This is a genomic window from Bullifex porci (genome assembly GCF_009695635.1).
GTDB lineage: Bacteria > Spirochaetota > Spirochaetia > Sphaerochaetales > Sphaerochaetaceae > Bullifex > Bullifex porci.
In genome coordinates this window covers 151463-164401 of record NZ_VUNN01000003.1, presented here as the reverse complement: position 1 = coordinate 164401, position 12939 = coordinate 151463, and the positions used below count along the sequence as shown (strand labels likewise).

At 34.8% G+C, this 12939-nt stretch carries 14 protein-coding genes; 4 read left to right on the top strand and 10 right to left on the bottom strand.

Annotated features, from left to right (window positions below; all coding sequences use genetic code 11):
• Positions 1-311: 311 nt before the first annotated feature.
• A complete protein-coding gene (gene radC, locus FYJ80_RS03005) occupies positions 312-995 on the bottom strand; it encodes a RadC family protein (protein WP_154424642.1) in 684 nt (227 codons plus the stop codon).
• Positions 996-1077: 82 nt separating this feature from the next.
• Between radC and FYJ80_RS03000 the strand changes: the two genes are divergently transcribed.
• Complete coding sequence (locus tag FYJ80_RS03000; RefSeq protein WP_154424641.1) at positions 1078-1530, top strand: helix-turn-helix domain-containing protein; 453 nt, start codon at positions 1078-1080, stop codon at positions 1528-1530.
• Here FYJ80_RS03000 and FYJ80_RS02995 read toward each other — a convergent pair.
• From FYJ80_RS02995 to FYJ80_RS02980, 4 genes are read right to left on the bottom strand one after another with little or no spacing between them, the layout of a single operon-like run.
• Positions 1496-2335 carry a sugar phosphate isomerase/epimerase family protein gene (locus tag FYJ80_RS02995; protein WP_154424640.1) on the bottom strand — a complete coding sequence of 280 codons (840 nt, stop codon included), beginning with the start codon at positions 2333-2335 and terminating at the stop codon, positions 1496-1498. The genes FYJ80_RS03000 and FYJ80_RS02995 overlap by 35 nt on opposite strands.
• Positions 2307-3638, bottom strand: coding sequence for an ABC transporter substrate-binding protein (locus FYJ80_RS02990; RefSeq protein WP_154424639.1), 1332 nt, complete (start codon positions 3636-3638; stop codon positions 2307-2309). Before FYJ80_RS02990 ends, FYJ80_RS02995 begins: the two co-directional genes overlap by 29 nt.
• A 13-nt stretch (positions 3639-3651) precedes the next feature.
• The gene (locus FYJ80_RS02985) at positions 3652-4458 is read right to left on the bottom strand and encodes a carbohydrate ABC transporter permease (RefSeq protein ID WP_154424638.1); all 807 of its coding nucleotides are present in this window, start codon (positions 4456-4458) and stop codon (positions 3652-3654) included.
• A complete protein-coding gene (locus FYJ80_RS02980) occupies positions 4458-5312 on the bottom strand; it encodes a carbohydrate ABC transporter permease (RefSeq protein ID WP_154424637.1) in 855 nt (284 codons plus the stop codon). The genes FYJ80_RS02985 and FYJ80_RS02980 overlap by 1 nt, the downstream gene beginning before the upstream one ends.
• Before the next feature lie 186 nt (positions 5313-5498).
• On the opposite strand from FYJ80_RS02980, the gene FYJ80_RS02975 reads away from it, so the two are divergent.
• Together FYJ80_RS02975 and FYJ80_RS02970 are read left to right on the top strand one after the other, a co-directional pair.
• Positions 5499-6410: a nucleotidyltransferase family protein gene (locus FYJ80_RS02975; RefSeq protein ID WP_154424636.1), complete on the top strand. Its 912-nt coding sequence runs from the start codon at positions 5499-5501 to the stop codon at positions 6408-6410.
• Between the two features lie 161 nt (positions 6411-6571).
• Positions 6572-8470 carry an AMP-dependent synthetase/ligase gene (locus tag FYJ80_RS02970; protein WP_154424635.1) on the top strand — a complete coding sequence of 633 codons (1899 nt, stop codon included), beginning with the start codon at positions 6572-6574 and terminating at the stop codon, positions 8468-8470.
• Here FYJ80_RS02970 and FYJ80_RS02965 read toward each other — a convergent pair.
• Positions 8467-8814, bottom strand: coding sequence for a cupin domain-containing protein (locus FYJ80_RS02965; RefSeq protein WP_154424634.1), 348 nt, complete (start codon positions 8812-8814; stop codon positions 8467-8469). The genes FYJ80_RS02970 and FYJ80_RS02965 overlap by 4 nt on opposite strands.
• A 118-nt stretch (positions 8815-8932) precedes the next feature.
• On the opposite strand from FYJ80_RS02965, the gene FYJ80_RS02960 reads away from it, so the two are divergent.
• Positions 8933-9439, top strand: coding sequence for a hypothetical protein (locus FYJ80_RS02960; RefSeq protein WP_154424633.1), 507 nt, complete (start codon positions 8933-8935; stop codon positions 9437-9439).
• A 120-nt stretch (positions 9440-9559) separates the two neighbouring features.
• On the opposite strand, the gene FYJ80_RS02955 is transcribed toward FYJ80_RS02960, so the two are convergent.
• The 4 genes from FYJ80_RS02955 to FYJ80_RS02940 form a co-directional block, all read right to left on the bottom strand.
• Positions 9560-10420 (bottom strand): Rpn family recombination-promoting nuclease/putative transposase, encoded by an 861-nt coding sequence (locus FYJ80_RS02955; protein ID WP_154424632.1) that lies wholly within the window; start codon positions 10418-10420, stop codon positions 9560-9562.
• 263 nt (positions 10421-10683) lie between these two features.
• Positions 10684-10998, bottom strand: a complete 315-nt coding sequence (trxA, locus tag FYJ80_RS02950) for a thioredoxin (protein WP_154424631.1) — start codon at positions 10996-10998, stop codon at positions 10684-10686.
• A gap of 59 nt (positions 10999-11057) precedes the next feature.
• Positions 11058-12476 (bottom strand): cell envelope integrity protein TolA, encoded by a 1419-nt coding sequence (locus tag FYJ80_RS11710; RefSeq protein WP_206360934.1) that lies wholly within the window; start codon positions 12474-12476, stop codon positions 11058-11060.
• Positions 12464-12868 carry an HIT family protein gene (locus tag FYJ80_RS02940; protein WP_154424630.1) on the bottom strand — a complete coding sequence of 135 codons (405 nt, stop codon included), beginning with the start codon at positions 12866-12868 and terminating at the stop codon, positions 12464-12466. The genes FYJ80_RS11710 and FYJ80_RS02940 overlap by 13 nt, the downstream gene beginning before the upstream one ends.
• Positions 12869-12939: the final 71 nt, after the last annotated feature.

The window sequence follows — 12939 nt, the reverse complement described above, 5'->3', positions numbered from 1 at the left end:
ATTTTATAGCATTACGCATTACCGCCTTTCATCCCACGGCCAAGGCGCGTGAGCTTTCTCGGCGGTTAATTTGTAAAATTGAAAGCTGTGATTTATCAGATACTTCCTTAAATGATATTACACATAAGGGCTCTAGTATTATTTCATCTACGCTTTCAAGAGCATTTCTAGTTAATACTAAGCTTGCTTCATTAAAGCTAGATGGAAGTGATTTATCTGAAATTTATATTTCCTCTGATTTAAAGGAGCTAAAGGGAGCAGAGCTTGATGTTTCACAAGCTCTGGATGTAATTAAGCTAATAGGTATAAAGCTACATTAGACCATGCTCTCTAAAGGAGTAGTAGGACTTTGTTGAGAAGATAAGATGGTCAATTACCTTAATACCTAGAATCTCTCCACTCTCTGCTAGTCTTGAGGTTGTTGTGATATCCTCTCTACTTGGCTCTAAGATTCCACTTGGATGGTTGTGAGCTAAGATAATAGCAGTAGCTCTACGTGCTATTGGGTCTGAGAAAACCTCTCGAGGATGGATGAGAGCTCTATTAACTAGACCAATTGTGGCTGTAAAAATATTAATAACCTCATGGGCACCATTTAATACTATTACGATAAATTGCTCCTGCTCTCTAGTTGCAAAGTGCTTTACCTCTAAGAAGATATCATTTGGAGTTGAAATGGTATTACCATTTTTTACAAATCTTCTCCTGCCTAGCTCAAGTGCAGCTGAAATAACAGATGCCTTAGCTGTGCCAATACCACTAATTTTAGCAATATCATCTGTAGTGGCATCAACCTTGGTGTCAAGTAGAGTTAATAAATCGAGTGCAATTTCATTTACTCTCCTTTTTGCATTTCCACTCGATAACAAAATCATGAGAAGCTCTAGATCTGAAAGTGCTAAAGCACCTTTGTTTTCTAGCTTCTCCCGTGGCCTGTCCTGAGGTGGTAGCTCCATAATTGAGAGCCCCGTTGTATTATTTTTTTCATATCTCATACTAATAATACAAAAATTTGTTAAAAAAATTATATTTTGCTATATTGAGTATTAATAATATATAGTTTGTCAGGTTTAAAGGATGAGTGAAAATAAATATAAGATAGGGCAATTAGCTGAGGCTGCAGGTCTCACAATTAGGACTATTCGTTACTATGATGAAATGGGCTTACTAAAGAGTAATGAAAGAACTAGTGGTGGGCAGAGAATTTATAGCGATGCAGATCTTGTATATATTAAAAGAATAATGGAGCTAAAGAATCTATTCTTTTCACTTGAGGAGATAAAAAGAATTATTCTTTTATCTGATGAGGATAAAAGTGGTGAGCTTAGAAGAGAAATATTGCTATCAAGCTATAGAGAAAAGCTTATAGATGCAGAAAAGAAGGTAAAGGCACTAAATGACCACATTGGTGAGCTTAAGTGGCATATTAAGCAGCTAGAGAGTGCCTATGATTCCTTCCAGGATTGTCCAGGCTCTCTCTGTACTAATTGCTCCTTTAAAAGGAACTGCTCTTTTTCTTCAAAGAAATAAGATGCTCTAATACCTTTAAGGATAGCTTTCCAACATCCTCTTGGAGCTCCTGCGGTAAATACTTAAAGAAGAACATTATTTCATATGTTAAGAAGCCCTTGTAATCGATCTCATTTAGAGTTGATATAACACCTTCCCAATCAATTGAACCAAAGTATGGCATAAAGTGCTCATCTGAGGTTTTATGGTTATCTGCTATATGTGTTGCTATTAAACTATCATTTAGCTTTTTTATCTCATCTGAAATATTTAAGCCATACATATGAGCGTGTCCTGTATCAAGGCAAATACCAACCTTAGATTTATCAAAAGGGGCAATTATCTCAAGTAGCTCCTCAGCTCTTCCTATCTCATCATGACGCTCCATATTTTCAATAGCTAAGCGACAATTGCTTGGAACTATTTTTATTACATTCTCAAAGTACTTTATATTATCTTTAATTAAACCTCTAATAGGGTGGATTACAATTGTATCGACTCCTAAAACTGATGAGTATTCAAAGGCTCTTTTAATTAAGGTATCAAGATTATTTCTTTCTTTTTCTGATAGCGCAAGATAGTCCTGTGTGTATGGAACATGACTTTGGTTATAGCTGATTTGAAGCTCTTTTTTATAGCCTTCAACTATTTTAATGTAGCTGTCATCAATTCTGTTTCCAGGATTTAGCAGCTCACAGAAATTTAAATCTATATTCTTATACCCATATGAGGCAATAAGAGGGATGGATTCAACCATCTCTCTTCTGCCACCTCTTTTAAAGCATAATAAATTTGTACTAGTTGATATTCTGTCTATTGAAAGCATCTAAGCCTCTATCAATTTCATTTGTCATTTTATCAACAGTTTCATCAATAGAAATACCCTTTTCAAGCATATCCTTGATATTTGATTGGAATGCATAATAAACCTCATAGCCATTTGGGATCCAAAGTCCAACTACCTTTGGATTTGAAGCTAAGAGCTGGTCTGAAGCTACCTTAAAAAGTGGGTTTTTATTACAGTGCTCTATATATTCTTCTAATGTATATGTGTCCTTATTTACAGGAAGATATCCTGTCTCGATGTGCCAGTAGAGCTGATTTTCTGCACTAGTTAAGAACCTCATGAATTCATATACTCCTCTTTGAGTAGCTTCATCAGAGTTAAAGGTAAATAGGGCTCCACCACCAAGATTTACACCACCAGTTGCATTTTCATTTACCATTGGTAGGAAGCTAACTCCAAGCTCAAAGCGACCATCGATACCACTTAATACTGTAGTTAGGTTACTTGTTGAGGCAAGCATTGAAGCTGTTTGACCTGAGATAAACTCTGTTGTTACACCACTAGTTGAGTTCTTTAAACCACCAGTCTTATAAAGCTCCTCCCATTTCTCTAAGAAGCTTTTAAGAGTACCTTCCTCCTTGAAAACTGTCTTTGTTGCAAAGCCCTGGTGACCATTTTCCATATCAGTAAGGTAGCTACCACCATTTTGGCTACCGATGAAAGCACACATTTCATATGTGGTTGGGACAGCTGAGATTGCATATCTAACAACCTTTCCACTCTCATCCTTTTTAGTAAGCTTGCTAGCGACATTTATTAAATCATCAAGAGTCTTTATTTGAGATATTCCACACTCATCAAAGAGAGTTTTATTGTAGTAATAAAGTATTGTTGAGGCGTTGAAAGGAAGTGCGATCATCTTGTTTTTATACATCATGCTTTCTTTAGCCTGCTCAAGTAGGAAGGATAGATCATCACCATTTGCTTTAAATAGATCCTCTGCATATAAAAGATCCTTATTTGAAGCCATATCTACAACACCTGTTGCATCAAGTTGAACTAGAGAAGGGTATTCACTTACATTATCACTTTGGCTTACTGCCTTTACCTTAGTTAATACATCACTAGCCTTACCCTGGTAGATTGAAACAACTTCAATGTTTTTCTCTTTTCCCACAGTTGTATTAAACTTTTCTACTAGCTCATCTAGTGCTTCACCTAAAATGCCACTATTTGAGTGCCAAAAGGTAATAGTAGTAACCTTTTCTTCCTTAGCTCCTGCTGCAAATAGTGCGAAGCTTAAGCAGAAAAGAACTGCCAATAGTACAAGTAGTTTTTTCATTCCGTCCTCCAAATTAACTATATAAATATCCTTTCTCTAAAGCCTTCATAATGCTCTTTTTAAAGATTACAAATAGCAAAGCAAAAGGAATAAATAATAAAATAATTGCGGCAATAGTTGGGCCATAATTTAAGCTTTCAGAGAATCCTAGCATTGTAATTCCTACCTGGATCGTCCTCATTTTGGGTGTGTTAGTTACTAGTAGCGGCCAAAGATATGAATTAAAGATATTTACAAAGCTTTGTAATGCTAGAGTAACTAGCATAGCCTTTGATAGTGGAAGTAATATTAAAAGAATATATTTATAGTCTGAAGCGCCATCAAGGAGTGCACTTTCATGAATATCCTGAGGAATAGTTTTCATAAATTGTCTTAGGATAAATATTTGACTTGCTCCGAATAACCCTGTTGAGATTATTCCAATATATGTATCTAATAAATGTAGACGTTGAATTGTTATATAGTTTTCAACTAGTAGAAGATCAGAAGGAATAAATAGAGTTAATACTAAAAAGGAAAATAGAGCCTCTCTATATTTAAATCGGTAGTGAGTAAATGCAAATGCAGCGCTAAAGGAAATAGCTAAGCGAAGAAATGTACCCAATAATCCTGTATAGAGAGAGTTAATTATATATCTTGTAAAGTATTTATGGTTTAATACCTTAATGAAATTTGAAAAATTAAGCTTGGATGGAAATAGCTTCGCAGGATAGGTTAAAAATTCACTAGCTGAGAAGAATGAAGCTGAGAGTGCATAAAGAAATGGAAATAGCACTATAACCATCATGAGAATTAGGAGGATGTATGAAATTTTCTTCATTAGAAGGTTATCCTCCTTTTCTCAAAGCGTTTATATAGAGATAGAATAATTGCAGCTATAATAAATACAAGTGTACTTATTGTTGCAGCCTTCGATATTGCAGAATTCTTAAATGCTGATAGATAGTAGTAATAAACTATAGTTTGAGTGCTTCTTGCAGGGCCACCCTCTGTCATTACAATAATAGGTGAGCAAATTAAAAGAGCATCCTTAATTGCTATAAAAACTATAAAGGAAAGTATTGGCAGAAGCATTGGAAGCTTTATTTTAAAAAAGATTTGTCTTGATGTGCATCCATCGACCATAGCGGCCTCAATAGGGCCTCTATCGAGATTTCTAGTTGCACTTAAAAGAAGTAGATAATCGATCGAGAGGTCGAGGAAAATACCTAAGAATACTAGGCTTAGACGTGCTGGGAATACATTGCTACTCCAGAGGATTTCATGCTTTAGTATTGAGTTTATTACTCCATTAGTTTCATTAAATAGAAATTTAAAGAGTAGTGCTGCGCTTGAAAGCCCTATTGTCATAGGGAGCATAAATATGCCCTCTGCAATATTTGTAAGTCTATTTCGCTTTAATGTCAGTAGTACTAGAGCTATTACAAATATTGTGTTTAATGGGACAAACATTAACATAAATATAAATGTATTTTTTAATGATAGATAAAATACATCATCGGTTAGTAAAGCCTTATAGTTATCTAAAAAACAAAAGGAGTTAAACTTTCCTGAGATAGATATATTAAAAAAGGATGATACTATTGAGCGAATAAATGGGTAATATACAAACATTACGGCAAGAAGTAGTGCCGGTAATAGATATATATATGGCTTAATTTTTTTTATTCGCATGTGGCAAAGAATAGTTAGTATTACAATAAAAGTCAATTAATTTATTATAATATAAATAAATATTACGTAATAAAAGATTACGTAATATTCTTTTACGTTATATTTTTTTATTCAAGAAAAATACTGTTTTTTTTATTATAAAGGTTGTACACTTAAGCTAATAATAAAAAATAGGAGAAGCGTGATATGAAGCCAACACTTTTGGTTCTTGCTGCTGGTATGGGTAGTCGCTATGGTGGTGTTAAGCAGATTGATGCTGTAGGCATGCACAATGAGACTTTATTAGATTTTGGTGTTTTTGATGCTAAAAATAGCGGTTATGGTAAGGTTGTTTTTATAATCAGAAAGGATATTGAGAAGGATTTCAGAGAACGCCTTTTCGATAGAATTGCTCGTAATATGGATGCTGAATATGTGTTCCAATCTTTAGATAGCTTATTAACAGCAGAGGAAGTAAAAAAGAGTGAGGGTAGAGCTAAGCCATGGGGTACAATCCATGCATTGCTTTGCGCTAAGGATGCTATTAAGACTCCTTTTACTGTTGTAAATGCAGATGACTACTATGGTAGAACTGCTTATCAGGATCTTGGTGCATATCTTTCACAGCTAGATAATGATGCAACAACACATGCAATGGTTGGTTACGTTCTAGAAAATACAATGAGTAAGTCTGGTTCAGTTTCTCGTGGTATTTGTAAGGTTAAGGACTCAATGCTCGTTACAATGGAAGAGAATACCAAAATTGAGTATACAGCTGATGGTGGTATTGTTTCACACTTAGATAGAGGTGATGAAAAGCTAACAGGTAAGGAAATTGTTTCAATGAATTTCTTTGGCTTTACTCCTAAGGTCTTTGATTCCTTCGTTCCATATTGGGAGGCCTTCAAAAAAGATAATATTACAGCTCCTAAGGCTGAATGCTTACTACCTAATGGTGCAGGTAAGATGGTTGAAGATGGTGAAGGTACTATTAAGGTTCTCACAAGCCAGGAAAGATGGTTTGGTATGACATATCCTGAGGACAAGAAGATAGTTGTTGAAGAATTAAGAAAGAAAATTGCAGAGGGCTATTACCCAGAAAAGCTTTGGGAAAAATAATTAGCTTTTTATTTCTCTTTGGGTCTCACTTTGGTGAGGCCTTTTTTTATTCAAGGCTTATAGCTCTTAAATAATTTTTCTTGACATTAAATAGTGTTTCAGTCAAAATCTTTTCTGACAATTAAAGTAAAAATGTCAAAAATAACTTTATAGGGGAAATTATGACAGTTCCATATCTATTTGAGACAAAGTGTCAGAAAATTGGAAATTACGTCTTTCTAATGGAGAAGGATAAGAGTGGTAAGTTTATCGACTTTACATATAGAGAGGTTAGAGGGCTTGTACACTCATTTGCTAGAGCACTACGGTCTCTTGGTGTTAAGAAGGGAAGTCTTGTTGGACTTCTAAGTGATAATAGATCTGCCTGGATGGTATCAGATCTTGCAATTATGTCCTTAGGTGCTGCTGATGTTCCTCGTGGAAGAGATAGTACAGCAGGTGAGGTTGAGTTTATATATAAAACTACCGAGGTTGAGAATGTAATTGTTGAAAATCTTGACCAGCTAAAGAAGCTTTTATCTGTTAAAAAGAATCTTGAGTGTCTCAAAAACATTATTGTACTAGATGAGGATAGAGTTGGTGATATCTCAACACTTGAGGCTGAGTATGGAGTTAAAATCTTCACCTACAATGAGCTAATAAATAAGTTTAAATGTGATGAGGATGCGGAGCTAGTCTCAATAATTATGAATTCAAAGGATGATGACCTTGCTACTGTCATCTTTACTAGTGGCACAACAGGTGAGCCTAAAGGCGTAATGCTTACTCAAGGTAACTTTGATGGAATTATTAAGTATATAGATAGTGTAAGCTTCCCAACTGCTCCACAGCAGAGATGGCTCAGCGTTCTTCCTGTATGGCACTCCTTTGAGAGAATTTTACAATATATAATTATCTACCTAGATTCAACAATTGCTTACTCTAAGCCTATAGGAAAAATCCTACTAGGTGATTTAAAGAGAATAAATCCTCACTTTATGGGCTCTGTACCTCGTATTTGGGAATCTGTCAAAAGTGCTGTATATGCTCAGATGAAGAAGGAGGGAGGCTTCAAGAAGAAGGTCTTTGATTTCTTTGTATTCATCGCAATGAAGCACTACAAATACAGTAATAGATTCCATGGCTTAGAAAGAAGATATGAAAAAAGGCATAGAGTATTAGAGGTTTTAACAGCTGCTCTTCCTCTTTTACTATTAAAGCCTCTATATATGCTTGGTGATAAGCTTGTATATTCTCAAATCAAGACAAAGCTTGGTAGTAATTTTACATGTGGAATAAGTGGTGGTGGCTCTCTTTCTCCAATGATTGATGATTTCTTTAATGCTATTGGTATTAACCTAGTTGATGGCTATGGCCTTACAGAAACAGCTCCAGTTATAGGTATTAGAACTTGGAAAAAGAGAAGACCTGGTACTATGGTTCCATATGGTAATGTTGATATTAAGATTATCTCACTCGAGGATGGACACCTTTGTAAGATAGGAGAGAAGGGCGAGCTACACGTTAAGGGGGAGCAGGTAATGAAGGGCTACTATAAGCGTCCTGAGTTTACAGCTAAGGTAATCGATACGGATGGATACTTTAATACAGGTGATTTAGCGGTATGGACTATCGATAATGAGTATAATATCGTTGGTCGAAGTAAGGATACTATTGTACTCTCTGGTGGAGAAAACTTAGAGCCTGTTCCTATTGAAGCTGCCTTAAATGAAAGTGAATATATAGAAGCTAGTGTTGTAGTTGGCCAAGACCAAAAGTATTTAGGAGCTTTAATAGTGCCAGCTATACAGGCTATAGAGTATTATTTAAAGCAAAATAAGATTTACTATGTATCCCGGGATGATATTTATACCCTTCCTGAGGTCCATTCCTTGATAGAGAATGAAATTCGAGAAAGGGTAAGTAGTAAAACTGGTTTTAAGAGCTTTGAGCAAATATATAAATTTGCTCTCCTTAGAAAGTCCTTTGAGATTAATAACGAGCTAAGCAGTAAGCAGGAAATTAAACGTTTTAAAATTGCTCAGCTCTATGAAAAGGAAATAAAGGAGATGTTTGTTTAATCGAGAATAATGATAGCCATGAAGATAAGATCCTCATCCTTATCATTTCTAATTGCATGGCTTTCATTATCACCTGTGATAACGATATCACCTGCCTTAACAAGCTTGTCCCCATCCTTTTCTGTTACAACACCTTCACCTGACAGGATGTAATAGTACTCAGTTTCTTTTATGTGAGTATGCTCTCCAATTGAGCATCCCTTTTTAAGAGTGAAGGTTGAGAACATTCTTGCATGCTTAGCCATATCGAGAGATGATAGAATTTCATTTTGAATAACTGTTCCACTACCATCTCTCATATGCTCTCTTTCAATAATTTTCATTTCATTTTTAGTTTTGATCATAGGTAAGTCTCCTTAAGATAAATTTTTCATTAAGAATGGTAATATGTCAAATATTACTCTAAAACTTCAGTTGATTATTCTTAATATTTGTTTAGAATTGATTTTCAAGGAGTAAGACATGAAGAAATTTTTAGCAATTACTATTTTACTATTAGTAGCAATTCCTTTGTTTGCTACTACTAAGATGCAGCTTGAGCTTGGTGTACAAAATTCAGATATTTCATTGAACTATCAAGGGGATAGTGGGACTGTAAAATTTAATGCAGAATTAGATTTAGGCATGAATGTAATATTTGATGAGAAGAATGGCTTTAATCTTGTATTTGCACCAAATTTGACAGGAAATAGCTTTACATTTGGTGGTGGATATATTTACCAGACAAAAATTGGAGACTCTACAAAGCTACTACTATCAGCTGGCCCAAGAGCAAATATTAAGTCATCATCATGGTCTCTAGGTGTTGATTTAAGTGCAGCTCTTCAACTAAATCTTACCTCTAAGGTTTATATCTCTGTTTCAACAGGAACTGTATTGTATGTCGCAAAATTTGAGAAGGGAAATACTAAGGCTTATATCGATTTAACAATACCTCTTCCAAAGATTGCTATTGGCTATACCTTCTAAAAGAAAAGGGGACTGTCAAACCAGTCCCTATTCTAGCCCCTTCAGATCTTATTAGGCTGAAGGGGTTTTTGCATAATAGGGCTACTAAAATAGCCCCTATTATAAATAGTTTAAAGTCTGTTACTTAGCAAAGTAAGCTTTCATATCCTTTTCAAACTTTTCAACAGTAATATTAAGCTTATTAGCAGCTATTTCCTTTGTAATTATTCCATCACGGGTTAACTCATATAGAGTTTCACTCTTGCCCTCAAACCTACCATCATTCTTTATATCTTCAATTGCCTTACACATGTTATATCCTCCATCATTTGGAATATCTACCTTCATTATTGTTTCTAATAACTTAGCTGTTCTATAATCAAGGTCCTTAAAGGCCTCTTCACTATTAATATAACTTAAAAGAGCCTTTTTATCTCCTTTATTTTTTATAATATTTAATACTAGCTTTAATGGCTTACTTATTTTATTTATCTTTTCGCCCTTTAGCTCATGGGGATCTAAGACATAATACCCTGCATTTACTAAAGGATATCCAAAGACCTTGATTGCCTCCTTTGATAATAGCTTTCTTAAATCAGTTGCATTACTCCATTTCCTATCTAGCATATTAAATACTATGATATAAACTGGCTTTAGCTTCTCACCCTCCTTAGTATTAGCTATTTGATTATCATAAATTAATAGTGATGCAATGCCTGCTCTTATTACCATATGCTTATCACTATATGCTTGTGACTCAAGACCAATGATTGCATATACATTTTCATCACTCTCCTTTACTGTTGAATCATAAAGATTATCTACTAAGACCTCTAAGGATTTATTCTTAGTAAACACTGTAGAATTAACAGGATCTATTTCTCTTAGGTCTTCAGCTTTTATTCTTTCTTCTCCATTAAATAGAGATAAATTAACAAACTCTGAAAAGATCTTAGGATCAGAGAAAAAATTCTTTGCTGCGCGATCTTTTTCCTTTGCCATTACATCCTCCTTTTTTAGGTTCTATTAATAATCATGAAAAAGGATTAAAAAATCGTAATAAAAATGAGGTAAAAGCATGAAAATCGAAGCCTTAAGATTTCTTATTTCTTTAAAATAAAATAAATTAAAAAATTTTTTAATATTTTTTAGAAGGTATAAATAATCCTTCCTGGAAAACCAAGAAGGATAGAGTATATTTTTCTTTAAATGAAAAAGACTGTTAAATTTAGTTTTAACAGTCCCTTGCTTATGAAAGTCTAGCCTTATAAGCCTAATAATCTATCTAGCTCTTCCTCTCGTCTAACACCAGATACTCTTTCAACTAGCTCACCATTTTTGAATACTAATAGAGTAGGGATAGTTTCTACCTTATACTCTCTTGCGAGTGCTTCTTCCTCATCGCAATCGATTTTAACTAATCTTACTTCCTCTTCGCTATGGAGCTTCTCATAGCGCTCAAGTATTTGTCCTTGCATTCTGCATGGACCACACCAGGTTGCAAAGAAATCTACAAGTACAGGAACTGGACTCTTGATTACAGCCTTTTCAAAATTTTCTTTATTTACATGGTAAATCATTCTTTAATTCTCCTATTATTCAAAATATATTAATGGATATTATCCTAGGCAATAGAAAGCTATGGGATAATATATGTTGCAAGAATTGCAAATCTTTCAATATCCATATTAGATAATCCAGAGAGTGCAACTGTCGATGATGATACCTCAATAATTCCCTTTGAGTATAAGAAATCTAAGCGCTCTGAAAGTACTGGAGTAATAAGTGTAATTCCTCCATCTGTTTCCTCAGAGAAATGAGTTGCTCTATATGTATCACTCATAGTTTTATTTAGCTCATCAGAGATAGTAAAGCTTTCTTCAGTTCTATATGAGTATGGTGTGAATATAGACCAATCAAGAGAGCTTGGCTGGGAAGATGAGAGCGCTAGAATAGCTTCACTATCTGTTAGCTTTTGAGCAGTACTAATTACCTTTTCTGTATCCTTTTGGCTCTCTACTTCTATATATTCTCTCCAAGCATTAACGCTCTTTGCAGTTACTGCACTCTTATCAGAAAGAGCTACTACACTAAGCTCTATATCCTTATTCTCAGAGATCTTAAAAGATGCTACATCACTATTTGAATCTAATAATTGAGTGTTAAAGATAATAGAACCACCATTTAATGTAACTGTATCCTTAGCAAGCTTCTTAGATAGATAAACTCTATCCTCTAGAGCTCCTGTAATAAAGATGAAATCAACATTTAAATCTGAGATAGATGAAATAATTGCATCTAAATCATTTTCACTAGAGCCTAGTGGAATAAACAATGTCTCAATTTGTGTAAAAGAATCATCCTTTAATATAGGATTATCAACAGGTCTATATACATGAGGTATAGTAAGGCTTGCTAAGTCAGAAGGGTAAGAGTTAATTCTTCTTGCTTTTGCAAGTGATTGTAAAAGTGCATTTTCCTTTTCCTTTCTTTCAGCTTCTAAGCGAGCTTCCTCTGCTAAGCGCTCCTGTTCTGCTCTTTCAGCTTCTAAGCGTGCTTCTTCAGCTAAACGTTCCTGCTCTGCTCTTTCAGCTTCCTTACGAGCCTCTTCAGCTAAACGTTCCTGTTCAAGTTTCTCAGCTTCCTTACGAGCTTCCTCAGCTAAGCGTTCCTGCTCTGCTCTTTCAGCTTCCTTGCGAGCTTCCTCAGCTAAACGCTCCTGCTCAGCTCTTTCAGCTTCCTTGCGAGCTTCCTCAGCTAAACGCTCCTGCTCAAGTCTTTCAGCTTCCTTACGAGCTTCTTCAGCTAAACGTTCCTGTTCAAGTCTCTCAGCTTCCTCTGCTAGGCGTTTTTCATTTTCAATTCTTTCAGCCTCAAGACGAGCTTCCTCGGCTAATCTTGCTTTTTCTTCGATAATTCCTTGTAACCGAGTTTCCTTATAATTTCCATCGTTTTCAAGGATAATTTTTTCATATCCCATATTAGATGTGTATGTAGCACATGAAAAAATTAAGGAAGTAATAAGAAGTAATAAAACTATCCATCTTATTTTAGACATAGCTTTTCCCCAAATTGATTAATTTCACCTTCACTATATTTATCTTTATTTAATATAAAGCCTTTACCGTCATCCTTATAACGTGGAATAACATGTATATGTAGATGTGGAACCTCCTGTCCTGAAGCTGGATCATTATTAATCATAATGTTAGTTCCTTCAGCCTTTAAAGCCTCTCTCATCTTTAAATCGACCTTTTTTGCTACCTCCATCATATGTGATAGCTCCTGGCAAGGGGATTCTGTAAAGCGAGGATAAGGCTTTTTAGATATTACAAGGGCATGTCCCTTTTGAATTGGATTAATGTCTAGAATTACAAGACAAACATCATCTTCATATAGCTTCACTGATGGAATATCGCCATCAATAATCATTTCAAAAACAGTCTTCATATTAAACTCCTTCTTACAAGATGATATCACATAAGAAAATTATTAAATAGTTTTTACCCTCTTTTTTCCAT